General features: G+C 73.3%; 21 protein-coding genes. 7 read left to right on the top strand and 14 right to left on the bottom strand.

From position 1 onward, the window contains the following. Positions 1 to 89: 89 nt before the first annotated feature. Entirely contained in the window at positions 90 to 833 is a 744-nt protein-coding gene (locus AB0L25_RS31125; RefSeq protein ID WP_500176342.1) for an SDR family NAD(P)-dependent oxidoreductase, read from the top strand. A gap of 51 nt (positions 834 to 884) precedes the next feature. Further along, positions 885 to 1,580, top strand: a complete 696-nt coding sequence (locus AB0L25_RS31120; protein ID WP_500176295.1) for a histidine phosphatase family protein — start codon at positions 885 to 887, stop codon at positions 1,578 to 1,580. A gap of 38 nt (positions 1,581 to 1,618) precedes the next feature. Here the strand turns inward: AB0L25_RS31120 and AB0L25_RS31115 are convergent, their stop codons facing one another. The 10 genes from AB0L25_RS31115 to AB0L25_RS31070 all read right to left on the bottom strand — a co-directional run bounded on the left by AB0L25_RS31115 (position 1,619) and on the right by AB0L25_RS31070 (position 11,290). Further along, the gene (locus AB0L25_RS31115) at positions 1,619 to 2,467 is read right to left on the bottom strand and encodes a 5-oxoprolinase subunit C family protein (RefSeq protein ID WP_500176294.1); all 849 of its coding nucleotides are present in this window, start codon (positions 2,465 to 2,467) and stop codon (positions 1,619 to 1,621) included. Continuing rightward, positions 2,464 to 3,066, bottom strand: a complete 603-nt coding sequence (gene pxpB, locus AB0L25_RS31110) for a 5-oxoprolinase subunit PxpB (protein ID WP_500176293.1) — start codon at positions 3,064 to 3,066, stop codon at positions 2,464 to 2,466. The genes AB0L25_RS31115 and pxpB overlap by 4 nt, the downstream gene beginning before the upstream one ends. Then, positions 3,063 to 3,815, bottom strand: a complete 753-nt coding sequence (locus tag AB0L25_RS31105; protein ID WP_500176292.1) for a LamB/YcsF family protein — start codon at positions 3,813 to 3,815, stop codon at positions 3,063 to 3,065. Before AB0L25_RS31105 ends, pxpB begins: the two co-directional genes overlap by 4 nt. Before the next feature lie 12 nt (positions 3,816 to 3,827). After that, positions 3,828 to 4,193: a UCP033725 family protein gene (locus AB0L25_RS31100; protein ID WP_500176291.1), complete on the bottom strand. Its 366-nt coding sequence runs from the start codon at positions 4,191 to 4,193 to the stop codon at positions 3,828 to 3,830. Then, on the bottom strand, positions 4,190 to 6,340 hold the full coding sequence (locus AB0L25_RS31095) for an SseB family protein (RefSeq protein WP_500176290.1): 2,151 nt from the start codon (positions 6,338 to 6,340) through the stop codon (positions 4,190 to 4,192). Before AB0L25_RS31095 ends, AB0L25_RS31100 begins: the two co-directional genes overlap by 4 nt. 88 nt (positions 6,341 to 6,428) lie before the next feature. After that, positions 6,429 to 7,631, bottom strand: a complete 1,203-nt coding sequence (locus tag AB0L25_RS31090; RefSeq protein ID WP_500176289.1) for an SseB family protein — start codon at positions 7,629 to 7,631, stop codon at positions 6,429 to 6,431. Positions 7,632 to 7,729: 98 nt separating this feature from the next. After that, positions 7,730 to 9,262 (bottom strand): hypothetical protein, encoded by a 1,533-nt coding sequence (locus tag AB0L25_RS31085; RefSeq protein WP_500176340.1) that lies wholly within the window; start codon positions 9,260 to 9,262, stop codon positions 7,730 to 7,732. 171 nt (positions 9,263 to 9,433) lie between these two features. Continuing rightward, complete coding sequence (locus tag AB0L25_RS31080) at positions 9,434 to 9,685, bottom strand: hypothetical protein (protein WP_500176288.1); 252 nt, start codon at positions 9,683 to 9,685, stop codon at positions 9,434 to 9,436. A gap of 155 nt (positions 9,686 to 9,840) precedes the next feature. Then, positions 9,841 to 10,527, bottom strand: a complete 687-nt coding sequence (locus AB0L25_RS31075; protein ID WP_500176287.1) for a cytochrome b/b6 domain-containing protein — start codon at positions 10,525 to 10,527, stop codon at positions 9,841 to 9,843. 58 nt (positions 10,528 to 10,585) lie between these two features. Continuing rightward, the gene (locus AB0L25_RS31070) at positions 10,586 to 11,290 is read right to left on the bottom strand and encodes a molybdopterin-dependent oxidoreductase (RefSeq protein WP_500176286.1); all 705 of its coding nucleotides are present in this window, start codon (positions 11,288 to 11,290) and stop codon (positions 10,586 to 10,588) included. 83 nt (positions 11,291 to 11,373) lie between these two features. Between AB0L25_RS31070 and AB0L25_RS31065 the strand changes: the two genes are divergently transcribed. The 3 genes from AB0L25_RS31065 to AB0L25_RS31055 all read left to right on the top strand — a co-directional run bounded on the left by AB0L25_RS31065 (position 11,374) and on the right by AB0L25_RS31055 (position 16,373). Then, on the top strand, positions 11,374 to 11,964 hold the full coding sequence (locus AB0L25_RS31065) for an HhH-GPD-type base excision DNA repair protein (RefSeq protein ID WP_500176285.1): 591 nt from the start codon (positions 11,374 to 11,376) through the stop codon (positions 11,962 to 11,964). A gap of 395 nt (positions 11,965 to 12,359) precedes the next feature. Then, positions 12,360 to 14,474, top strand: coding sequence for a SpoIIE family protein phosphatase (locus AB0L25_RS31060; RefSeq protein ID WP_500176284.1), 2,115 nt, complete (start codon positions 12,360 to 12,362; stop codon positions 14,472 to 14,474). Between the two features lie 372 nt (positions 14,475 to 14,846). Continuing rightward, positions 14,847 to 16,373 (top strand): RNA polymerase sigma factor, encoded by a 1,527-nt coding sequence (locus AB0L25_RS31055; RefSeq protein ID WP_500176339.1) that lies wholly within the window; start codon positions 14,847 to 14,849, stop codon positions 16,371 to 16,373. 76 nt (positions 16,374 to 16,449) lie between these two features. On the opposite strand, the gene AB0L25_RS31050 is transcribed toward AB0L25_RS31055, so the two are convergent. Further along, positions 16,450 to 17,193, bottom strand: coding sequence for a YaaA family protein (locus tag AB0L25_RS31050; RefSeq protein WP_500176283.1), 744 nt, complete (start codon positions 17,191 to 17,193; stop codon positions 16,450 to 16,452). Positions 17,194 to 17,226: 33 nt separating this feature from the next. Here AB0L25_RS31050 and AB0L25_RS31045 point away from each other — a divergent pair, with 33 nt between their 5' ends. Further along, on the top strand, positions 17,227 to 17,937 hold the full coding sequence (locus AB0L25_RS31045) for a GNAT family N-acetyltransferase (RefSeq protein ID WP_500176282.1): 711 nt from the start codon (positions 17,227 to 17,229) through the stop codon (positions 17,935 to 17,937). Positions 17,938 to 18,080: 143 nt separating this feature from the next. Here AB0L25_RS31045 and AB0L25_RS31040 read toward each other — a convergent pair whose 3' ends face one another. The 3 genes from AB0L25_RS31040 to AB0L25_RS31030 form a co-directional block, all read right to left on the bottom strand. After that, positions 18,081 to 18,311 (bottom strand): DUF7455 domain-containing protein, encoded by a 231-nt coding sequence (locus AB0L25_RS31040; protein ID WP_378301356.1) that lies wholly within the window; start codon positions 18,309 to 18,311, stop codon positions 18,081 to 18,083. 119 nt (positions 18,312 to 18,430) lie between these two features. Further along, the gene (locus AB0L25_RS31035; RefSeq protein ID WP_500176281.1) at positions 18,431 to 19,504 is read right to left on the bottom strand and encodes an ABC transporter permease; all 1,074 of its coding nucleotides are present in this window, start codon (positions 19,502 to 19,504) and stop codon (positions 18,431 to 18,433) included. Further along, positions 19,501 to 20,403: an ABC transporter ATP-binding protein gene (locus AB0L25_RS31030; protein ID WP_500176280.1), complete on the bottom strand. Its 903-nt coding sequence runs from the start codon at positions 20,401 to 20,403 to the stop codon at positions 19,501 to 19,503. Before AB0L25_RS31030 ends, AB0L25_RS31035 begins: the two co-directional genes overlap by 4 nt. A 190-nt stretch (positions 20,404 to 20,593) precedes the next feature. Between AB0L25_RS31030 and AB0L25_RS31025 the strand changes: the two genes are divergently transcribed. Then, positions 20,594 to 22,684 (top strand): DNA gyrase/topoisomerase IV subunit B, encoded by a 2,091-nt coding sequence (locus AB0L25_RS31025; RefSeq protein WP_500176279.1) that lies wholly within the window; start codon positions 20,594 to 20,596, stop codon positions 22,682 to 22,684. The last annotated feature ends 91 nt before the right edge of the window (positions 22,685 to 22,775 follow it).

Raw genomic sequence — 22,775 nt, 5'->3', positions numbered from 1 at the left:
CTCCCTCGCCTCGGGGGTCGATCGGTTGTGTATCGATCAGTATAGTAAGGTCGCGTTCAATACCGATCGGTACACAATTGGAGGTCGTGATGGAACTCGACGGCAAGGTGGCGCTGGTGACGGGCGGCTCGCGGGGCATCGGCGCGGCGATCGCCCGCACCCTCGCCGCGCGCGGCGCGGACGTCGCGGTCGGCTACGTGGCGTCCGCGGACGGCGCGAAGGAGGTCGTCCGCGACGTCGAGGCGGCCGGCCGCCGCGGCGGCGCCTACCGCGCCGACATGGCCGACCCCGCGCAGGTCGCCGAGCTGGTCCGGACGGTCGCGGCCGACTTCGGGCGGCTGGACGTGCTGGTCAACAACGCGGGCGTGATCTCCTACGGGCCGGTCGGCGCGGAGGGCGACGACGTCGCGGAGTTCGACCGCATCTACGACGTGAACCTGCGCGGGGTGGTCGCCGCCGTCCGCGCCGCCGCGCCGCTGCTGGCCGACGACGGCCGGATCATCACGATCGGCTCCAACCTGTCGCACCGCACCGGTTCGCCCGGCGTGGCCGACTACGCCGCGACCAAGGCCGCCGTCATCGGGTACAGCCGCGGCGCCGCCCGCGACCTGGGCCCGCGCGGGATCACCGTGAACGTCGTCCGGACCGGGTCGACCGACACCGACATGAACCCCGCGGACGGCCCCGCAGCCGACCGCCAGCGCAGCCTCAACGCGCTCGGCCGGTACGCCCGCCCCGAGGAGATCGCGGCGGGCGTCGCGTTCCTCGCGAGCCCCGGCGCGTCGTTCGTCACCGGGAGCTGCCTCGACATCGACGGGGGCGCCCTGGCGTAGCGGGCGCCCCGGCGCGGGCGGGGTTCACCGGGGTCGTCTAGGGTGCGTTCCGTGGACGAGCGGGATGAGCCGGTCGAATACCGGCAGACGCGGTACAAGGCCCCCGACGGCGCGACGGAGGTGCTGCTCATCCGGCACGGCGCCTCCGCCCCCGCCCGCGCCGACGCCCCGTTCCCGCTGGTGGACGGACAGGGCGACCCCGAGCTCGCGCCGGAGGGACGGGAGCAGGCGGAGCAGGTCGGCGAGCGGCTCGGCGGCGAGACCTTCGACGCCCTCTACGTGACGACGCTGCGCCGGACGCACGAGACGGCCGCGCCGCTCGCCCGCCGGCTCGGCATGGACCCCGTCGTGGAGCCGGGGCTGCGCGAGGTCCACCTCGGCGCGTGGGAGGGCGGCGCGTTCCGCCGCAAGGTCGCCGAGAACGACGCGATCGCGCAGCGGATGTTCGCCGAGGAGCGCTGGGACGTCATCCCCGGCGCCGAGGCGTCCGAGGCGTTCGCCGCGCGGGTCGAGGAGGCCCTCACCCGGCTCGCCGCCAAGCACGCCGGCGGGCGCATCGCGGTGTTCACCCACGGCGGCGTGATCGCGCAGGCCCTCGCCGCCGCGACCGGCGCCCGTCCGTTCGCGTTCCTCGCCCCCGACAACGGGTCGATCTCCCGGCTGATCAGGATCGGCGACCTCGCGCAGGTCCGCGGGTTCAACGACGTCTCGCACCTGGACTGGTCCGCGCCCGCCCCGCTCACCTAGACAGCGTCACCTAAACCGCGTTATCTAGACAGCGTCACTTAGACAGCGAACCGCACCCGCTGCCCCGGGCGCAGCTGCGCCGCGTCCGGGACGGACGCGGCGGCCAGCACCGCGATGACGGGATAGCCCCCGGTCGTCGGGTGGTCCGCCAGGAAGACGATGGGCAGCCCGCTCGGCGGCACCTGCACCGACCCGGTGACCATGCCCTCGCTGCCCAGCTCCCCCTGGCGCGAGCGTTGCAGCGCGGGGCCGTCCAGGCGGACCCCGACGCGGTTGCTGTCCGGCGACACCCGGTACACGGCGGACGTGAGCGTACGCAGTGCGTCCGGCGCGAACCAGTCGTCCCTGGGGCCGGGCAAGACGCGCAGTACCGGCGTCTCCGGTGCGGCCGGAACGGGAGCCACGTCGACGGTGATGGGGTCAAGTCCTGTGGCAGGCCCCACGGGAATCCGGTCACCGGCCCTTAGCGGCGCCGGGCCGAGACCTGACAGCAGGTCCGTGGACCGGCTCCCCAGAACCGCCTCCGCCGCGACCCCACCCCGGACGGCCAGATAACTGCGCAGCCCGGAGGCGGGCGTGCCGAACTCGACGGTCGCACCCGAGGGAACATGGCACGGCGCGTTCGTCCCGTACCGGCGGCCCCCGATGCTCAGGGGGAGCACCGCACCCGTGACCGCGATCCACGCCGCACGGTGGAAACGTAAAACCGCCCCGCCCAGCGTGAGTTCCACACCCGCCGCGCCCTCCGGATTGCCCACGAGCCGGTTGGCGAGCCGGAACGCCCGCTCGTCCGCCGCCCCCGACCGGGGCACCCCCAGATGCGCGAGGCCGGGCCTGCCGAGATCCTGCACGGTCGCCAGCGGCCCCGGCCGGACGACCTCGATCAACGGACGAACCGGACGCGCGTCCCCGGCCGCAGCAGCGACGGCGGATCGCGGTCGACGTCCCACAGCACCGCCGCCGTCCGCCCCAGCAGCCGCCAGCCGCCCGGCGACCGCGACGGGTACACCGCCGCGTACCGTCCCGCGATCGCCACCGACCCCGCCGGGACGGCCGTCCGCGGCGACTCCCGCCGCGGCACGTGCAGCGCCGGATCCAGCCCCGTCAGATACCCGAAACCGGGAGAGAACCCCAGATAGGCGACCGTGTACCAGGCGTCCGAGTGGCGCCGCACGACCTCCTCCTCCGGCAGCCCGGTGAGCTCCGCGACCTCCGCGAGATCCGCCCCGTCGTACACGACCGGGATCTCCACCGGCTCCGCGCCCGCCGCCGCGCCGCCCGGGGCCGGCAGCTCCGGCAGCACACCGGCGAGCCGATCCATGTCCGTGCCCGGCTCCGCGACCACCAGCACGGTCCGCTCGCCCGGCACCACGTCGACCACCCCCGCCGGACGGGCGTCCCGCAGCGCCGCGTCCAGCCGGTGCGCGCTCGCCAGATCGTCCGCCTCCACCAGCAGCGCCGCGTCCCCCGCCCGCAGCACCCTCACGCGAACGGCTCCAGCGCGACGCCCGCGCCCGCCAGCGCCGCCCGCACCGCCCGCGCCAGCTCCACCGCGCCGGGCGTGTCACCGTGCACGCACATCGACCGCGCCCGCAGCTCCACATCGCTCCCGTCGGCCGCCGTCACCCGGCCGTCCACCGCCATCCGCACGGCCCGCCGCACGACCTCCCCGGCGTCGTGCACGACCGCGCCCGGCTCCCGCCGCGACACCAGCCGCCCCGCCGGGGTGTAGGCGCGGTCGGCGAAGCACTCCGCCACGACCGTCAGCCCCCCGGCGACCTCGTGCACCGCCGACCCCGGCAGCGTCAGCAGCGGCAGCGACGCGTCGTACGCCCGCACCGCCTCGACCACCGCCCGCGCCTGCGCCTCGTCGCGCGCCACCCGGTTGTACAGCGCCCCGTGCGGCTTCACGTACGCGACCCGCCCGCCCTCCGCGCGGGCGATCCCGTCCAGCGCCGCCAGCTGGTACAGCACCTCCGCCGTCAGCTCCGGCGCCGCCACGTCCATCTCCCGGCGGCCGAACCCGGCCAGGTCCCGGTAGGACACCTGCGCGCCGATCGTCACCCCGCGCTCCACCGCCGCCGCGCACACCCGCCGCATGATCAGCGGATCGCCCGCATGGAACCCGCACGCCACGTTCGCGCTGGTGATCACGTCGAGCAGCGCCAGGTCGTCGCCCAGCTCCCAGATCCCGAACCCCTCGCCGAGGTCGGCGTTGATGTCGATGACCGCCATGCCACGACCTTCTCAGACGATCTCCTCGCGGACGTCCTCGACCTCGTGCCGCGACGCCCACGCCTGGTACACGCCCCGGTCGAACGTCTCCAGCCCGAGCCGCTCCGCCACCGGCGCCTTCCCGCCCGTGTACTCCACCCGCAGCCACCCGTCCTGCTCGCCCAGCACCACGAACGGCTCCCCGCGCCAGACGCACCGCGTGGTGACGTAATGCAGGTGATCGACCTCCGCCGCCGGGACCACCCGCAGGTATCGGTCGGGCGTGATCTGCCGGAACCCCTCGGCCTCCCGCTCCGCGTACAGCCGCACGAGATCCCCGTCCGGGCTCGCCTCGAACTCGGCGCCGCGCCACCCCGCGTAGAACCCGTGCCTGATCACGCCCGCCCTCCCGGCAGCTTCACGTGCCACCTGCGCAGATCGGCGTCGAACACGGCCACGAGCCGCTCCGCCCCCTGCGCGTCCAGCCGGTACAGCTCCGCCCCGTGCGGCAGCCGCTGACTGTCGATCTTGAACTCGGGGATCGACGGCCCCTCGCCCGGCGCGTACCCCGACCCCGGGAACGGCGCCTTCTCGATCACCCAGCCGCCCGGGACGATCCCCATGCTCCACTCGTCGATCCCGCCCAGCGGCCGCCGGAACAACCCCGACTTCACCGCCGCCCACCGGATCACGAACACCTGCTCGTCCGCCGGACTGAACGGCGACCCCTCGTACACGAGCCCCAGCGCCCGCACGACCGCCGCCGGCGTGCCCAGCCCCCGCACGTCCTCGAACCGGTGCACGTACCCGGCGACCAGGTCGTACCCGCCCTCCAGGTAATGCCGCACATGGTCGCTCCGCACGACCTTCTGCATCACCACGACCGCTTCCGGCGGCTGCCCGGACGGAACGCCCGCACCCGCCTCGCCCGGAGCGTGCACCGACCCGGCCGAGAGCGGGTCCGGCACGCGGCCCGGCGCCGAAGCCCCGCCGGACGCGCCGGGCTCACCTGCGGGCGTTTGGGGCGTGCCGGGGGCGGGTGCCGGGCCGGTCTGGAGTGGGTCGGGAGTCGGTCCGGGTGCCGGGCCAGTCTGGAGCGCATCCGGGGTTGATGGCCTCCCGGACGCGCCGGGCTCACCTGCGGGCGTCTGGGGCGCGGCGGGGGCGTGTGTCGGGCCGGTCGCGAGCGGGTCGGGAGCCGGTCCGGAAGCCGTTAGCCCACTGGATGGACCGGCGGGCGCGTCCCGTCCGGCGCCCCCGCGCGCGCTTGCGGGTGGGCTGGGTGCGCCCGGGGCGGGTGCCGGGCCGGTTTGGAGCGCCTCGGGGGTTGATGGCCCGCTGGGCGCGCCGGGCTCTCGGGCGGGGGTGTGGGGCGTGCCGAGGGCGTGTGTGGGGCCGGTCGTGAGCGGGTCCGGAGCGCTTCCCGGGGCCGTCTGTCTGCCGAGCGGGTCGTCTGGGACGCTGCCGCGCGCGCTTGCGGGCGTGTGGGGCGCGCCTGGGGCGTTCGTCGGGGTGGTCGGGTACTCGGGGGGCGTGGCCTCGGGGGTGTCTGGACGGGCAGCCGGGGCGGTCCCGGGGGCGGTGCGGCCGTTGGGAGGCGGGGCCTGGGCGGGCACCGGGTCGGTCGGGGTCTCGCTGGGGGCGGCGCGGCGGCGGGCGGTCTTGCGGGGACGGCGGGACGGGCGCGGCGGTTCGGGGTGTTCGGGCTCGAACAGGGCGTTGGCGTCCAGGTACGAGGCGCTGGGCAGGCCGGGGTTGACCGCGAGCTGCCAGCGCGGGTTCGGCCAGTGGCGGGCGAGGCGGGCGAGGGACGCCTCCCGGTGGTGGACGGCCTGGCCCTGCAGGGATCGCTCCATGGCCTGGGGGGAGGTGAACGCCAGGATGAAGGTGCCGTCGCCGAACTGGGCGGTCGCGTACTGCTGGTCGGCGGCGTCGGCGTCGCCGGGGGCGGGCAGGTAGAGGGTGGCGCGGGCGAGCAGCTCGAGGTAGCCGCGCTGGTCGCCGCGTTCGCGGGCGTCGGCGAGGGCGGTCTCGAGCGCGGAGCCGGACGGGCGTTCGGCGGGGCGCTCGCCGCCGTCGGGGATCGCGACGGGGATGCCGAGGCCCGGCAGGGCGAGGGGGCCGCCGTCCTTGCCGATGCGGGCGGCCTGGTAGACGAGTTCGAGCGGGGACTCGATGCCGTAGACGTCGCGGAACGCGCCGACCATGCGGCCCGCGAGCATCGCGCACGACTCGAGGCGCTCGGCGGCGGCGCGGCCGTCGCGGTCGCGGCGGCCCGGGTCGCGGACGTCGAAGTGGTCCCACCAGTTGCGGCGGCGCGCGTCGTCCGGGGGTTCCCAGCCGAGCGACCGCAGGCGGCGTTCCTGCAGGTGGCCGAGGGGGCGCGGGAGGAAGGCGCTGCCGACGGCCTCGGCGTCCATGCCCTGGTCGCCGCGCATCGCCTGGACGTACGGCATGCCGGACGGCGCCTGCACGATGATGAACGACCCAACGGGGAGACGGGAGAGTTCCAGGGTCAGCCGTTTGGCGAAGTCGTTCCAGTCCAACTCGGGTCCACTCTCACGTCCGTGGGGGCGGGGGCCGCCGTACCCGGCGGTAGTAAGACGTTAGCGGAATGCCGCGCCGTGCGGACCGTCAGTCCGAGCGGGGCGCGGGGACGGCGTCGGCGCGGGCGGGCGCCCAGACGCCGCCGATGGCGTCGTAGACGGCGACCGGGGTCTGGTCGCTGGTGCCGTTCCACCGCCAGAGCCGGGTGCCGTGCGGCGGCCGGATCGGGACGCCCGCGGGTTCGGCGGCGCGGGGCGGCGCGCCGAGCGGCTCCGGCTCGGGGGCGGCGTCGAAGTAGGGGGTCCCGGCGTCGAGGGCCTTCTGCAGGTCCTCGACGGAGTAGGCGTCGATCGTCGTCTGCGGGACCTCCTGCTCCCCGTTCACCGACGGGGAGCCGTGCTCGGCGCTGAGCCGGGCGAGCGCGGTGACGTCGAGGAGGACCTCGCTCGGCAGGCCCGCGTTGATCGCGAGCTGCCAGGCCGGGTCGGGCCAGCCGGCCGACAGCGCCGCGAACGAGGTGCGCCGGTACAGGCCGGGGTGGCGGTCGCCGGTGCGGGCGAGGGCGCCGGGGGAGGTGAACACGGTGACGTAGGTGCCGGTGCCGATGGTGATCGTGGGCAGTTCGGCGCGGTCGGGGTCCTCCACGGCGGGCCCGGTGGCGGGCAGGACGAGGTCGGCGCGGCCCAGCAGGGCGAAGTACGTGCCGTGGTCGCCGCGCTCCTTGGCGTCGGCGAGGAGGGGCTCCAGCCCGTCGGAGTCGGCGCCGTGCGGCCCCCCGGCCGGGGGGACGGCGGACGCGGACGCCTCCACCGCGGTGTCGGGGTACGCGTCGCGGCGCCGGGTGATCCGGGCCGGGTCGGCGATGTCGATGCCGAAGCCGGGCAGCTCGATCAGCCCGGTGCCGTGCCGGTGGAACGACTCGTACACCAGCTCGGACGGGCGCCGCACGCCCTGGACGTCCCGCAGCGCGGTGACCATCACGTCGGCGAGGCGCGCGAAGTCGCCGGGCAGGCCGCCGCCGGGCAGCTCGGTCCACCAGTTGCGGGGGGCCGGTTCGGCGGGCGGCCGCCAGCCCGCCTCGCTCATGACCTCCTCGTCGGCGGGCGTCAGCAGGAGCGGGCCGACGAGGAAGTTGTTGCTGACGGCCTCGGCGTAGAGCCGGTCGGGCTCGCGCATGGCCTGGACGTAGTGCCGGCTCTCGTCCCGCTCCCGCACGATGAGGATCGTGTCCAATTCGAGCGTCGCCAGCTCGCGCGCCAGCCGCCGGCCGAACTCGGACCACTCCAACAAGATCACTCCCTACGGCCGGGGGCCGGTCTCTCGCCCCCTGGAGACCGTGCCCGGAAACCGATGATTGTCGCCGGGGCCGCCGCGCGCAAACCGGCGGGTCACCCCGGCGGGGGTTCGTGACGCAGCCCACTCAGGGCGTCGCGGAGGGCCCGCGGGTCGCCGTCGTGGTCGTCCAGGACGTCGATGAGGCGGTGCAGGATCTCGTGCCGCGGCCAGCCGTCGTCCAGGAGCGCCTGGGCGGTCTCCCACAGTTCGGGCGGGTCGCCGTCCCACAGCCGGGCGGTGACGCGCTCGTGGGCGTCGAGGTGCTCGTCGCCCGCGCTGGGATGCTCGAACTCGAGGATCACGCGGCGGTCGCCCGGGTCGGACGGGTCGAGGGCCGACAGGTCGATCGCGCCGTGCCGTCCCGAGCTGCGGTGGGTGCCGGTCAGGAACGGCAGCGCGAACGCGCGGCGGGGGAGCGCCTCGAGGTCGCCGTCGGGCAGCAGCCGGTCGACGATCTCGCGGTCGAGGCCGAACGCGGACGGGTCGCGGTAGGCGTCGGCGAACGTCGCGGTGGCGTCCCAGACGGCGTCCAGGGTCGCGCGGACGCCCTCCTCGGGCAGGCCCGTGCGCCGCCCGGCCCACCGCACCCACGCGGCCAGGACGTGCGGGGCGGCCTCCTGCTCGCTCGGGGACAGCAGCACCTTGCGGGGCAGCCAGTCGAGCAGGAACATCTCGCACTTGACGGGGCTGACCCGCAGCGGGCGCCCGAAGTCGTGCGCGCAGCCGTACTCGATGATCCGGTCGACGCAGCGGCTCGCGGCGGAGCGGTCCGAGAGCTCCTCGGCCTCGTCGGACGCCAGGAACCGTGCGGCGAGCGTGGCGCGCCGGTCCCGCCCGTACACCGGGGGCTGCGGGAGCCGCCCGCCGGGCGGGAGGATCCCGGCGCGCGCGCGGACGAACGCGTGGTACGACCCGAAGTTGTCGTTGACGGGCGGGTCCTCGACGTCGTTGGTGAGCTCCAGGGCGCTCTGCAGCAGCGCCTTGGTGTCGCGGGGGTCGAGCTGCTCGAACCGCATCAGCGGGTTGTCGCGGCCCTCGGTGCGGCAGTGGTCGAGCAGCTTGTCGACCTGCGACGACACCCACGCGTCCCGGACCATCCCGCTCGCGGGCGGGCGGCCCCGCCGCGCGCCCGGCGGCTCGCCCGGGTCCGGGACGGTCTCGGCCTTCGTCCGGTCGACCAGGACGACGAGCGCGTGCCGTTCGGCGTCGCCGTAGGAGTAGACGCAGACGATCGAGTCCTGGTCGCCGTAGACGTCGCGGGACGCGAAGCACTGCTCGGGCGTCACCGTCCCGACCCGGTCGGCCCATCCGGGACGGGCGACGCCGCGGCGCATCAGCCCCAGCGCGGCGCGCTCGGCCAGCGCGGCCTGCCGGGGCGTGCCGAGGTAGGCGACGCCGGTCAGCAGGGCGAGCGCGGCGGGCGTCGCGGCCCGTTCGGCGTGCCCGATCAGGGCCTCGCCGATGACCTCCTCGACGTCGCCGCCGGGCACGCGGTGCCCCCACCACGATCCGAGGATCTCGCTGACGATCAGCTCGGCGTCCAGCGGGCTGCGGACGGCCAGCAGTTCGCGGGCGTGGTGGAGCATGCCGTCGAAGATCTCCGCGACCTCGCCGGAGGGCGCGTGCTGCGCCGGTTCCCCGGGGGAGCGGTGGCGGCTGCGGGGAGTCACGCTCCTAGCTTGTCAGATTCCGGGCGGCCGGTCTCCGGAACGCGCACGCGGTCCGGCCGCCGGTCCGGCCGCCGGTCCGGCCGCCGGTCAGCCGTCGACGCCGCCCGGGCAGCGTCCCGAAGGCGGCTCGGATTTGAGCAGGCCCGTCAGGTGCTCGCGCGCCATCCGCTCGACGCGCGGTGGCGTGGGCTCGAGACCGAGGTGGGACATGCGGGCCTGGACGTCCGCCACGCAGCGGTGCACGGCGTCCGGGGAGACGTTCACGAACTCGTTGGAGAGCCGGCGGGCGAGCGCGTCGTCGCTCCGGTGACCGGCCGGTGCAGGCAACTGTGCAGGCATCTGCGCACACCTCCGCGCACGGGGTTCCGGCGGGCGGGGTCGGCCGGCCGGGCGAGGCGCGGCGCGCACCGGCCGTCCCGCGCCGATCGCCGGCGCGCGGACCGCCCGCACGCACCTTGCCTCGATGTCCCATTCCAGCCTTTTTGCGGGGAGAGTCAAGGCATGCCGGGTGGTCGTTTCGCAAATTCTGGACCGGCTCGCCCGGGTTCCGTCCCGTGCTCGGCGCCCGCCCGTCCGGCCTGCGCCTGCGCGGCGGCGTCCGCCCAGCCCGCGTGGTGCCGGCGCGCCCAGCCGAGGCCGACGCGCCCGGTGCGCATCCCGGTGAGCGCCTCCCGGTCCCCGAACGCCATCCACAGGTGCCCGGCCGTGACCACGAGGACGATCAGGAACAGCCAGTCGTGGACGAACGTCGCGCCCGTCCGCCACGCGTCCGGCCAAGGCCCCGGGAACGTGAGGATCTCCCCGGTCGCGAGCATGATCAGGATCGCGCCGAGGGTGAACGACGCGTTGAGCTTCTGGCCCGCGTTGAACTTCCCCACCGGCAGGACCCCGCGCCCGCCGCGCGCGTCCCGGCGGTCGCGGCGCCGCAGCCACTCCCAGTCGTGCGGGGCGAACCTGTTCAGCCGCCGGACGTCCGCCCGGAAGGCCCGCGACAGCAGACCCAGCACGATCGGCACGGGCAGAGCGAACCCGCACCACACGTGGACGGTCTTGACCATCTCCCGACGCCCCACGAGCGTCGTGAGGAAAGGGAAGTAGAGCAGCGCGGCCGTCATCAGGCACACCAGCATCAGCAGCCCGGTCGCGTGATGAACGGACCGTTCCGCCCTGGTGAACCGCACGAGCCACCGCCCGGACGACTCGTCCGCTCCCGGCTCACGCGGCTCACGTGCGGTCGGGTCAGGTCGGGACATCGTCGCGCCCGTTCGACCGCCCCACCCAGGCGTCGATGTCGTACCCGCGTTTCTCCCAGTAACCCGGCTCGACCTCGTCGGTCAGCTCGATGCCGTCCAGCCACTTGAGGGACTTGTAGCCGTACATGGGCGCCACGTAAAGGCGTACGGGGCCGCCGTGGTCGTGCGTGACCGGCTCCCCCTCCATCTCCGTCGCGACCAGGACGTCCCGGCGGCGCGCCTGCTCCAGCGTCAGCGACTCGGTGTAGACGCCGTCGAACGACGTGAACCGCACCGCGCGCGCCCGCGGCGACACCCCGACCGCGTCCAGCAGGTCGGGCAGTGCGACGCCCGCCCACCGCACGTCCGCGACCCGCCATCCCGTCACGCACTGGAAGTCGCGGGTGAGGGCGGTCCGGCGCAGCCGCGCGAGATCCGCCGTGCGGAACGTCCGGGGCCGCTGCACCAGCCCGCCGACGCGCAGCCGGTACGACGCCGCGGTGCGCCGGTCGACGCTCGGTGTCACCGAGTAGTAACGGAACCCGCCCGCCGCGGGCAGGACGTCCTGGATCGTCCCGACGGGCGCGAGGGCCCGGCTCACCCGGTCCTGCAGGGAGGCGCCCACCGCCACCCCCGCCGCGCCCAGCCCGAGCATGCCCAGCACGATCCGCCGCCCGACCGGTGCGCCTTCTGCCGATTCCTCCGCGTCCACGTCCCCATTAAGACAGGACGGCCGGGCCGCGAACAGGCCCGTGCGGCCGCCGTAAGGGTTCCGACAGATCTAAGCTGAGGGGCATGGCCACGAAGGTTCATCTCGCGCAGCGGCCCGAGGCCGACGAACTGCTGGGGCGCAGCCCGCTCGCCGCGCTCATCGGTATGCTCCTCGACCAGCAGGTGCCGATGGAATGGGCGTTCTCCGGGCCCTACACCATCATGGAGCGCCTCGGCGCGGACGACCTGGACGCCCACGAGATCGCCGCCTGCGATCCCGAGCGGTTCACCGCGCTGCTGTCGGAGAAGCCCGCCGTCCACCGGTACCCGGGGTCGATGGCCAAACGCGTCCAGCAGCTGTGCCGGTACCTCGTGGAGCACTACGACGGGGACGCCGAGCGGCTGTGGAAGGACGTCGCCGACGGTAAAGAACTGTTCAAGCGTCTGAACGCCCTCCCGGGCTACGGCAAGCAGAAGGCGCAGATCTTCGTGGCGCTCCTCGGCAAGCAGTACGGGGTCCGCCCGGACGGCTGGCGGGAGGCCGCGGGCGACTACGGGGAGGAAGGGTCGCGCCGCTCCGTCGCCGACATCACCGGACCCGACTCGCTGGCCGAGGTCCGCGCGTTCAAGCAGCAGATGAAGGCCGCGGCCAAGGCCGCGAAGGCGTCCGGATAGGGCGCCCGGCGGGACGCCCGGCCGCGGGCCCGCGCGGACTCGCCGAAGGACCCGAGATGCCCTCGTTCGGCGCCCGCGCGCCGTAACATCTCCTACTCGCCGATCCGATGGTGCGCCGCCGGCGCGCCGCGGGACGGCGCACCATCCCGAGGAGGTCGCCCATGGCCGGAGGACGACGATGTCGCCGGGGGTTCCGTAGGCGGCGAACCATCGGGATGATGAGTACCTGACTCCGACCGGTGTTGTGATGGAGGCGGGAGCGCTAACCTGCTCCCATTCACTCATAGTGATGAAAACTTGCCGCGCGGTACGGGATCTTCGGGGCGGAGGTGGTGTCCGTGAGCACTGAGACGTCCGTCCCGCATCCCCGCGTTTCAGGGGTGGAGGAGCAGCCCATGGATGCGTCCGACGCCGCGCTCTACGCGACCCTGCTGAAGGAGGCCCCCGGCGGCCTCGCCTTCTTCGACGCCGACCTGCGCTGCCGCCGGGCCAGCGACGGGCTCGCCGAGCTGCTCGGCCGGCCCGTCCGCGACCTGCAGCAGCGCCGCCCCGCCGAGTGCCTGCCCGAGCCGCTGGCCGCCGCGTTCGAGACCGCGCTGCGCACCGTCCTCGCCGAGGGCCGCCCGCTGGACGACGAGCTCGTCGTCCCGGCGCCCGAGGCCGACGGCCCCGCGCCCGCCGCGGAGGCGGCCGCCGGCGCCGTGGACGCGCCGCCCGCCGCGGCCGTCGGCGAACGGGTCCTCGCCTGCACCTGGCTGCCCGCGCGCGGCCCCGGCGGCGAACGTCCCGGCGGCGAGCCGCCCGGCGTCGTCCTCGCCGTCCTGGACGTCACCGAGCGCCGCCGCGCCGAGGAGATCGTCCGCCGCAAGGAGCAGCGCTACCGCTCCCTCGTCGAGGCCGGGGAGCAGGTCGTGTGGGTGGCCGCCGCGGACGGCCGGGTGCTCGACGACGCGCCCGAGTGGCGCGCGATCACCGGCCAGGCGCCCGACGAGTACGCCGAGGGCGGCTGGCTGTCGGTCGTCCACCCCGAGGACCGTCCCCGCATCGAGACGATCTGGGCCGGCGCCGTCGAGGAGAATCGCGTCTTCGAGACCAACTACCGCATCCGCACCAAGAGCGGCGCCTACCGGCACTTCGACGTCCGCGCCGTGCCGATCTGGGAGGGCGGCGCCGTCATCGAGTGGGTCGGCGCCAACACCGACGTCACCGGGCAGCGCGAGGCCGAGGAGATGCGCGGCCGGCTGACCGAGCAGCTGTCGGCCGCCGCGCTGCGCACCGCGCGGCTCCAGCAGGCCACCTCGATGCTCGCCGAGGCGCTCACCGTCTCCCAGGTCGTCCAGGTGATCACCGAGGTGGGGCGGTCGGCGATCGGCGCCGACTACTCCGCCGTCGCGCTGCTGGACGACGACAAGCTGCGGCTCAGCATCGTCACGCCGTCCCAGCCGGGCACCGAGGACGACGCCGGGCACGACGCCGCCGAGATCAAGGTCAGCGACCAGACGGTCATGTCGATCGCGGTGCGGGAGGGGCGGCCGTTCCTGGCCGAGCACCCCGACAGCCTCCGCCTCCAGCTCGGCCGCGACGAGAAGGGCCTGTTCGCCCGGCACACCGAGGAGCGCGCCTGGGTGGGGCTGCCGCTGCTCGCCGCGGGCGCCCCGATCGGCGCGCTGCGGTTCTCCTTCACCCGCCCCCGCGAGATCACCGAGGAGGAGCGGGTCTTCCTGGAGGCCCTCGCCGGCCAGTGCGCGCTCGCCGTGGAGCGGGCGCTGCTGTTCGAGCGCGAGCACAAGACCGCGGAGGAGCTCCAGCGCAGCCTGCTGCCGAGCGACCTGCCGCAGCTGCCCGGCATGGTGCTCGCCGCCCGCTACAACCCCGCGACCCGCCACGTCCAGGTCGGCGGCGACTGGTACGACGTGTTCCGGCTGCCCGACGACCGGCTCGCCGTCGCGGTCGGCGACGTCATGGGCAAGGGCGTCCTCGCCGCGGCCGGCATGGGCCGCGTCCGCAACGCGCTGCGCGCCCTCGCGCTCAACGACCCGCGCCCGGCCGCCGTCCTCGCCGGGCTCGACCGGCTGTTCAGCGCCACCGAGGACGAGGAGCAGTTCACGACCGTCGCGTACGCCGTCATCGACCCCGAGACCGGGCGCGGCGCGTTCAGCAACGCCGGGCACCCGCCGCCCCTCCTGATCTCCCCGGACGCGCCCGCGAAGGTCAGCGAGGACGAGGCCGGGACGCCGCTCGGCTGGCCCAGCCCGCGAGAGCAGACAAGTTTTTCCATCGAAACCGGCAACACTGTCGTCTTCTATTCCGATGGACTTGTGGAGAACCGTAGACGTGGGGTGCACGCAGGTCTGGAGGAGCTGGTCGCCGTGGCCGAGGACGCCCCACCCGAAGTGGTAGGAGATCCCGAGAGACTCGTCGACTTCCTGGTCGATCGGATGCTTGCCGGATACGAGCAGGTAGACGATGTGACCGTGCTCGCCCTGCACGTCCCGCCCAAGCCCGCGTGAGATCGTCCGGACACGACGCGAAGACGTCACGAAGACGGAGCCGTACGTACGAAGGACCGTCCCGCGCCCTCTAAGGTGGGGAGTTACCGGGTAGGACATCAGAGGCGGAAAGCGCAGCAGTACCGGAATGCTTGACCCAGTGAGAGCGGGTACGCTGCGGTCCGCACGGAGGTCCCGCCCAGTGTGAGGTCCCACCCCGTGTGAGGCCGGGCCCGTCAGGGCACTTGGGTATATCCAAGCCACACGTTCGTTCGAGAGGTATTTGTGTCGCCTGCTAGCTCGACCTCGAAAGCGTCAGATCTGCACGATCACGTCATCGCGCAACTGATCGAGCGTGGACGGTCCCAGGGAAATCGCCTCGACGCCGACGACATCCGCCGCACGTTCGAGGAAGCCAACATTCCGGTGTCGGCGGGCCGTGACATCCTGCGAAGCGTCAGCAAGGAGGGTGTGATCGTCATGGTGAGCGCTGCCGACTCCGCGGCGCCCAAGCGTTCGCGCAAGCGCGCGGCGCCCGCGACGCGCCGGCCCCGGACGGCCGCCGCGGCCAAGGAGCAGCCCGACACGGTGACCGCCGTCGTCGGCGACGCCGAGGGCGAGGCGCCCGAGGCCGAGCGTCCGGCCCGTCCGGCGCCCGCCAAGCCCGCCGCCAAGCAGGCGAAGCCGAAGAAGGCCGCCGCCGCCAAGCCCAAGAAGGCCGCGGCGCCGAAGAAGGCCGCCGCCAAGGCCCCGACGAAGAAGGCCGGCGAGGACGCCGAACTCGAGGACGACGACGTCGACGTCGAGCTCGAGGACATCGGCGACGACCTCGACGTCGAGCTCGTCGACGACGCGGCCGACGCCGAGGAGGCGCCGGAGGTCGAGGAGGAGGAGCCCGCGAAGGCCCCCGCCGCCAAGGCCGGCGCCGCGCCCGCGTCCGACGAGGAGGGCTTCACCCTCAGCGACGACGAGGAGGACGCGCCCGCGCAGCAGATCGCCGCCGCCGGCGCGACCGCCGACCCCGTCAAGGACTACCTCAAGCAGATCGGCAAGGTCCCCCTGCTGAACGCCGAGCAGGAGGTGGAGCTCGCCAAGCGCATCGAGGCCGGGCTCTTCGCCGAGGAGCGGCTCGCCGCCGACGGCCCCGCCCTCTCCGAGGAGGACCTCGAAGACTACGAGTGGATCGCCGAGGACGGGCGCCGCGCCAAGAACCACCTGCTGGAGGCCAACCTCCGGCTCGTGGTGTCGCTGGCCAAGCGCTACACCGGCCGCGGCATGCTCTTCCTGGACCTGATCCAGGAGGGCAACCTCGGTCTCATCCGCGCCGTCGAGAAGTTCGACTACACCAAGGGCTACAAGTTCTCCACGTACGCCACCTGGTGGATCCGGCAGGCGATCACCCGCGCGATGGCCGACCAGGCCCGCACCATCCGCATCCCGGTGCACATGGTCGAGGTCATCAACAAGCTCGCCCGCGTCCAGCGGCAGATGCTCCAGGACCTGGGCCGCGAGCCCACCCCCGAGGAGCTCGCCAAGGAACTCGACATGACCCCGGAGAAGGTCGTCGAGGTGCAGAAGTACGGCCGCGAGCCGATCTCCCTGCACACCCCGCTGGGCGAGGACGGCGACAGCGAGTTCGGCGACCTCATCGAGGACTCCGAGGCGATCGTCCCGGCCGACGCGGTCAGCTTCACCCTCCTGCAGGAGCAGCTCCACTCGGTGCTGGACACCCTCAGCGAGCGCGAGGCCGGCGTCGTCTCGATGCGGTTCGGCCTCACCGACGGCCAGCCGAAGACCCTCGACGAGATCGGCAAGGTGTACGGCGTCACCCGCGAGCGCATCCGCCAGATCGAGTCCAAGACGATGTCGAAGCTGCGTCACCCGTCCCGTTCCCAGGTCCTGCGCGACTACCTGGACTGACGACGGCCCGCGAAGGCCCCGCCCACCCGGCGGGGCCACTTCGCATGCCCGAAACCGGACCGGCGGCCCGTCCGGTTCAGGCGTGCAGGACGACGTCCAGGTTGCCGTCGTTGAGTTCGGCCGTGTGCCCGAGGTCGGCGACGGCCTTGAGCAGTTCCTCCGGGGTCCGCGGGTCGGCGCCGGCGGCGAGGAGGTCGTGGGCGATCTCCCCGCGGGTCGCCTTGGCCATGTGGCTGACGACCGACCGCTTGGGCACCCCGCCGATGATCCGCTCCCGGAACACCCGCACGGCCACGGCGGGCCGCGGGGCCTTCCACACCGACGCGTACGGCCCGGAGCGCATGTCGACGACGAGGCCGTCGCGCAGGCGCAGGGCGTCCCGCATGACGGGACGCCACAGGGAGGCGAGGCGGCCCTGCGGCGGGAGCGACACCGCCATCGCGAGCCGGTAGGGCGGGATGCGGTCGGTGAGGCGGAGCGCGCCCCACAGGCCGGAGAACACGATGATCCGGTCGGCCGCGGCGCGCTCGTCCAGGCTCGGCAGGTCCAGGTTGTCGTACAGGACGCCGGTGTAGAGGCGGGCGACGGGCAGCGTGGGGGCCTCACGGAGCGCCCGGTTGCGGGCGAGGGCCTCGTCCCGCTGCCCGGCGGGCAGGCCGAGGACGTCGGCGGCGTCGTCGCGCCCGCAGGCCTCGCCGAGCGCCGCCAGGACGCGTTCCCGCACGGGGTTGAGGCCGGGGAAGCTGAGCGTCCCGAGGTCGAGCGGCGGACCGTCCCCCACGGTGGCCTTCTTCTCCGACGGCGGCAGCAGAATATGCACGTTCCTCCTGAAAGGCGTGGTGTGATGTTCCCGATGGACGAGCTGGTCGCGGCGGCCTGGCCGGCCCCGACCGTCCACCATATTGACGGCTGGCGCCTGCGCCACGCCGACGGCGTCACCAAGCGCGCCAACTCCGTCCTCGCGCTGGCGGAACCGGACGACGTGGACCGGGCCGTAGCGCGCGCGGAAGAGTTCTACACCGGTTTCGGTCTCCCCACGGTGTTCTCCATCAGCTCCCAGTCACGTCCCGCGCGGCTCGACGCGTACCTGGACGAGCGGGGCTACACGCTCGTCGATCCCACCCTGGCCATGGTCCGCGATCTCGGCGACGTCCCGCCGGGACGCGACGGGGTGCGGGTCGCGGACGTCCCGTCCGACGCGTGGCTCGACCTGTGGTGGTCGGTGGACGGGCGGCACGGCGCCGCGCGGCCCGAGGTCGCCGAGAAGATCCTCACCGGGGTCCCGGCGGGTTACGCGTCGCTCGACGCCGCCGTGGGCCGGGCCGTCCCGCAGGGGGAGTGGCTCGGCGTCTACGCGATGGCGGTGGCGCCGGACGCGCGCAGGCGGGGGCTCGGCCGGCGCGTGCTGCGGGCCCTCCTGGCGTGGGGGCGGGAGCAGGGCTGCCGACGGGCCTACCTGGTGGTCGTCGAGGGCAACGCGGCGGCGCGCGCCCTCTACGCGGGCGAGGGGTTCACGGAAAAGGGCGGTTATCACTATCGGGTGAGGAACGTCGCTTCCGCGTGAATCCCGGCGCTTCCCCGCGACATCGGACAGGCCGTAATCGCATATCGTGATCAGTCAATTACGCTGTGCGTTCGGATGGGAAAGGTGAACGGCGGCCACCGTCTCCGGTGACCGCCGTCCTCGGGTCGTTTCTATGGACAGGCCTACCGCTCGTCTTCGCGAGCCGCAGCCGGGGTCTCGTTCAGCCTGTCGGTCTCGTCCTGAATGTCGGCCCCATTGGCGCGGAGAGCCTCACCGTACTTGCGTCCGTGGTGGGCGCAGAACAGAAGGTCGCCGCCGCCTACAAGGACTGCACGGACGTAGGCCTGAGCGCCGCAGCGGTCGCATCGGTCGGCGACGGTCAGCGGCTTGGTCGGGGCAAGGGCTCCAGTCACGGCACCTTCCTCATGCTCGGGGTCGGTACTTAGGACAACATCTAACCCGACGCGGACGTTCCCAACCTGCTTGTTCGTACGCCCACAGCAGAATGGGCCCATTAGTGACCGACATCACATTAGGCATCGTCCCATCGGAACAGCCGGACGGCGACCAGTGCGCCGACGACCGCGACGCCCAGCAGAACGCCGATTTGCGGCAGTGCGGACATCGGTCCGAGACCGCGTCCCATCACGTTCAGCATCCCCTCGTTCAGATATCGCAACGGGAAGACGTACGAGAGGGTCCGCATCCACTGCGGGGACGCGTCGAGCGGGAAGAACGACCCCCCGAGGAACGCCATCGGCAGGACGATCAGCTGGGTGACGGCCTGCGCGGTCTCCTGCGTCTTCGCCCACGCGCCGACCATCATCCCGATCGACAGGAACGCCAGGACTCCCGACAGGACCATCGGGACGGCCATCCACCACGCCCCGCTCAGCCGCAACCCGAACATCGGGAGCTGCGCCACCAGGACGAACAGGGCGAACTGGAGGAGTGCGACCCCGAGGCTGACGGCGACGCGCGCCGCGAACACCGTCGGGATCGGGGCGGGCGAGAGCTGCAGGCGCCGCAGGATGCCCTTCGTGCGCCACGTCACGAGCGTCTGCGACGCCCCGAACACCCCCGCGGACGCCAGCGCCCACCCGAGCAGGCTCGGCGTGAAGAACTGGATCGCCTCCAGGGAGTCGTCCTCGACCTGCTGCGCCGACATCGAGTACGCGGGCGGGCGCCCCGTGGCCGCGACGTTCGACGACTGCACGATCTGGTTCATCACGCTGCGCACCGTCCCCGCCCGTACCTGGTCGGCGGCGGAGTAGTGGACGATCAGCTCGGTCCCGCGCTGCTCCACCACCGCGGAGACGTCGCCCTTCTCGACGTCCCGCAGGGCCTCCGCCCGGTCGGGCGCCGCGGTCACCTCGAGCACCTCGCCCAGTTCGTCCGGCGCCTCCGCCAGGGCGCGCTCCACGATGGGCACCGAGCCGACCCGCAGCACCTCGACCTTCGAGGTCGACTGGCTGCCGAAGATCCCCGCGAAGACCACCAGGAACATCAGCGGGAACAGGACGGTGAAGGCCAGCGCGCCCCGGTCCCGCAGGAACCCGAGGAGCATGGCGCGCGACAGGCTTCGGAAACTCGCGTACGTGCTCATGCCCGGTACTCCCGTCCGGTGACGTCGAGGAAGACGTCCTCGAGGGTGGCGCCGCGAATTTGGACGCCGTCCAGCGCGTCTTTCGCGGCCATCGCGGCGACCACCGCGGACGGTTCCCGCGTCGAGATCGTCAGGGACACGCCGTCGTCGCCCGCCTCGTCCGCGCCGGGCAGCCGCCGGGCGTCCTCGACAGGGAGCACCCCGCTCGGCACGCTGATCCGCGCCGGGGCGTCCAGGCCGCGCACCAGGACCGCCGGCGGGCCGAGGCGCAGCATCCGCCCCGCGTCCATGATCGCCACCCGGTCGCAGAGGATCTCCGCCTCGTCCATGTAGTGCGTGGTCAGCACGATCGTGCGGCCACCGGTGTTGATCTCGCGCAGCAGGTCCCACAGGTTGCGGCGCGACTGCGGGTCGAGCGCCGCCGTCGGCTCGTCCAGGAACAGCAGCTCCGGATCGTGGACGAGCGCGCACGCGATCGACAGCCGCTGCGCCTGCCCGCCCGACAGCTTCTCGACGCGCACGTCCGCCTTGTCGTCCAGCCCGACCGTCTCCAGCATCGCGTCCGCCCGGCGCGCCGGGACGCCGTAGAGCGAGCCGAACGTGCGGAGCTGCTCGCGCGCGGTCAGCCGCTCGAAGAACGCCGACGCCTGCAACTGGACGCCGATGCGCGGCAGCAGCCGGGGATTGCGGGGCCACGGCCGCGCCCCGAGGACCGAGACCTCGCCCTCGTCGGCCTCCCGCAGCCCCTCGATGATCTCGAGCGTCGTCGTCTTCCCGGCCCCGTTCGGTCCGAGAATCCCGAAGAACTCGCCCTCGCCGACATCGAACGTGACCCCGTCCACGGCATGGACGTCCCCGTAGCGTTTGCGGAGGCCGGAGACCTCGATCGTGTGCGCCATGCCGAGGACACTAGGCAGCCGACCCGATCCGCACACCCGACCAAAGGTGGACATTCCCGATGTCCACCCACGGTTCGAGAACCCCCGCCCCGGCCGCCCCACCCCCTATGACGGCGAGCCATTCGCCGTATTGTCGGCTGCCGGGGGTACCCTCGTGCCGAATGTCCTACCCCCGAGGAGCACACGCACGTTGACCGCCGCGACCGCCGAAGTGACGACCGAAGATCCGCACGGCTACTCCGCCCGGCACCTCTCGGTGCTGGAGGGGCTGGAGGCCGTGCGCAAGCGACCCGGCATGTACATCGGGTCGACCGACAGCCGCGGCCTCGCCCACTGTCTGTGGGAGATCGTCGACAACTGCGTGGACGAGGCACTGGCCGGGTACTGCACCCACATCAGCGTGACGATGCGCGCCGACGGCTCCTTCGAGGTGGCCGACGACGGCCGCGGCATCCCCGTCGACCTGGAGCCCAAGACGGGCCTGCCGGGCGTCGAGCTGGTCATGACCCGCCTGCACGCCGGCGGCAAGTTCGGCGGCGTGTCCTACACCGCGTCCGGCGGCCTGCACGGCGTGGGCGCGTCCGTCGTCAACGCCCTGTCCGCCCGGCTCGACGTCGAGGTCGACCGCTACGGCCACACCCACGCGATCAGCTTCCGCCGCGGGCTGCCCGGCGAGTTCGCCGACGACGGACGGCCGAACGCGCGGTTCAAGAAGAAGTCCGGGATGCGGCAGATCCGCAAGGTCGCCGAGAAGGTCACCGGCACCCGTGTCCGGTTCTGGCCAGATCTGCAGATCTTCCTGAAGGACGCCACCGTCGAGCGCGAACTGGTCATGGACCGGATGCGGCAGACGGCGTTCCTCATCCCCGGCCTGACGATCGACGTCCGCGACGAACGCGGCGACGAGGTCGTCGAGGAGACGTTCCGGTTCGACGGGGGCATCGGCGAGTTCTGCACCTACCTGTCGAAGGACGCCCCGCTCATCGACGTCCTGCGCCTGCAGGGCCGCGGCCACTTCACCGAGACCGTCCCCGTCCTGGACGACCAGGGCCACCTCACCCCGACCGACGTGGAGCGCGACCTGGAGGTCGACATCGCGCTGCGCTGGGGGAGCGGCTACGACAACATCACCCGCTCGTTCGTCAACGTGATCGCCACCCCCAAGGGCGGCACCCACGTCCGGGGCTTCGAGAAGGCCGTGGTCAAGGTCATCAACGACCAGCTGCGGGCCGCCCGGCTGCTGAAGAACGGCGACGAAGACGTCATCCGCGACGACGTCCAGGAGGGGTTGACGGCCGTCGTCACGGTCCGGCTGCCCGAGCCGCAGTTCGAGGGGCAGACCAAGGAGATCCTCGGCACCTCCGCCGCGACCCGCATCGTCTCCAAGGTCGTCGACACCGAGCTGCGGGCGATCTTCGAGAACCCGCCGCGCGCGCAGAAGCAGGCGCTCCGCGCCGTCCTCGAGAAGATCGTCGGCGCGGCCAAGACCCGCATCGCCGCCCGCACGCAGCGCGACAACCAGCGCCGCAAGAACGCCCTGGAGAACTCGGCGCTCCCGGCCAAGCTCGTCGACTGCCGCACCACGGACGACCGCAGCGAGCTGTTCATCGTCGAGGGCGACTCCGCGCTCGGCACCGCCAAGCTCGCCCGCAACTCCGAGTTCCAGGCGCTGCTGCCGATCCGCGGCAAGATCCTGAACGTGCAGAAGGCGTCCGTCGCCGACATGCTGAAGAACGCCGAGTGCGCCGCGATCATCCAGGTGATCGGCGCCGGCTCGGGCCGCACGTTCGACATCGACGCGTCCCGGTACGGGCGGATCATCCTGATGGCGGACGCCGACGTCGACGGCTCCCACATCCGGACGCTGCTGCTGACGCTGCTCTACCGGTACATGCGGCCGATGCTGGAGGAGGGCCGCGTCTACGCGGCCGTCCCGCCGCTGCACCGCATCGAGCTGGTCAAGCCGCGCAAGGGCCAGGACAAGTACGTCTACTGCTACAGCGACGCGGAGCTGCGGCAGAAGCTCGTCGAGTTCGAGCGCAAGGGCCGCCGCTGGAAGGAGCCCGTCCAGCGGTACAAGGGCCTCGGCGAGATGGACGCCGACCAGCTCGCGGAGACGACGATGGACCCGCGGCACCGCATCCTGCGCCGCATCCGCGTCGAGAACGCCGAGGAGGCCGCGCAGACGTTCGACCTGCTGATGGGCAGCGACGTCGCGCCCCGGCGGGCGTTCATCACCGCGGGCGCCTCCCAGTTGGACGCCGAGCGCATCGACGTCTGACAGTGATGATGTAGGTGAGCGCCTCCCGCTGGGGTCTGGCCCAACGCCTGACTGGCCTGGTGCCTTCAACGGGATCTGCCGACCCTGCGCG

The sequence above is a fragment of the Spirillospora sp. NPDC052242 genome, from assembly GCF_040679555.1.
GTDB lineage: Bacteria > Actinomycetota > Actinomycetes > Streptosporangiales > Streptosporangiaceae > Spirillospora.
This window is presented reverse-complemented; position numbering and strand designations above follow the sequence as displayed.

Coding starts and splice junctions, on each gene's coding strand:
- AB0L25_RS31125 (WP_500176342.1), top strand. CDS start 90: ATGGAACTCGACGGCAAGGTGGCGCTGGTGACGGGCGGCTCGCGGGGC.
- AB0L25_RS31105 (WP_500176292.1), bottom strand. CDS start 3,815: ATGGCGGTCATCGACATCAACGCCGACCTCGGCGAGGGGTTCGGGATC.
- AB0L25_RS31085 (WP_500176340.1), bottom strand. CDS start 9,262: ATGCTCCACCACGCCCGCGAACTGCTGGCCGTCCGCAGCCCGCTGGAC.
- AB0L25_RS31080 (WP_500176288.1), bottom strand. CDS start 9,685: ATGCCTGCACAGTTGCCTGCACCGGCCGGTCACCGGAGCGACGACGCG.
- AB0L25_RS31065 (WP_500176285.1), top strand. CDS start 11,374: ATGGCCACGAAGGTTCATCTCGCGCAGCGGCCCGAGGCCGACGAACTG.
- AB0L25_RS31060 (WP_500176284.1), top strand. CDS start 12,360: ATGGATGCGTCCGACGCCGCGCTCTACGCGACCCTGCTGAAGGAGGCC.
- AB0L25_RS31045 (WP_500176282.1), top strand. CDS start 17,227: ATGGACGAGCTGGTCGCGGCGGCCTGGCCGGCCCCGACCGTCCACCAT.
- AB0L25_RS31035 (WP_500176281.1), bottom strand. CDS start 19,504: ATGAGCACGTACGCGAGTTTCCGAAGCCTGTCGCGCGCCATGCTCCTC.
- AB0L25_RS31030 (WP_500176280.1), bottom strand. CDS start 20,403: ATGGCGCACACGATCGAGGTCTCCGGCCTCCGCAAACGCTACGGGGAC.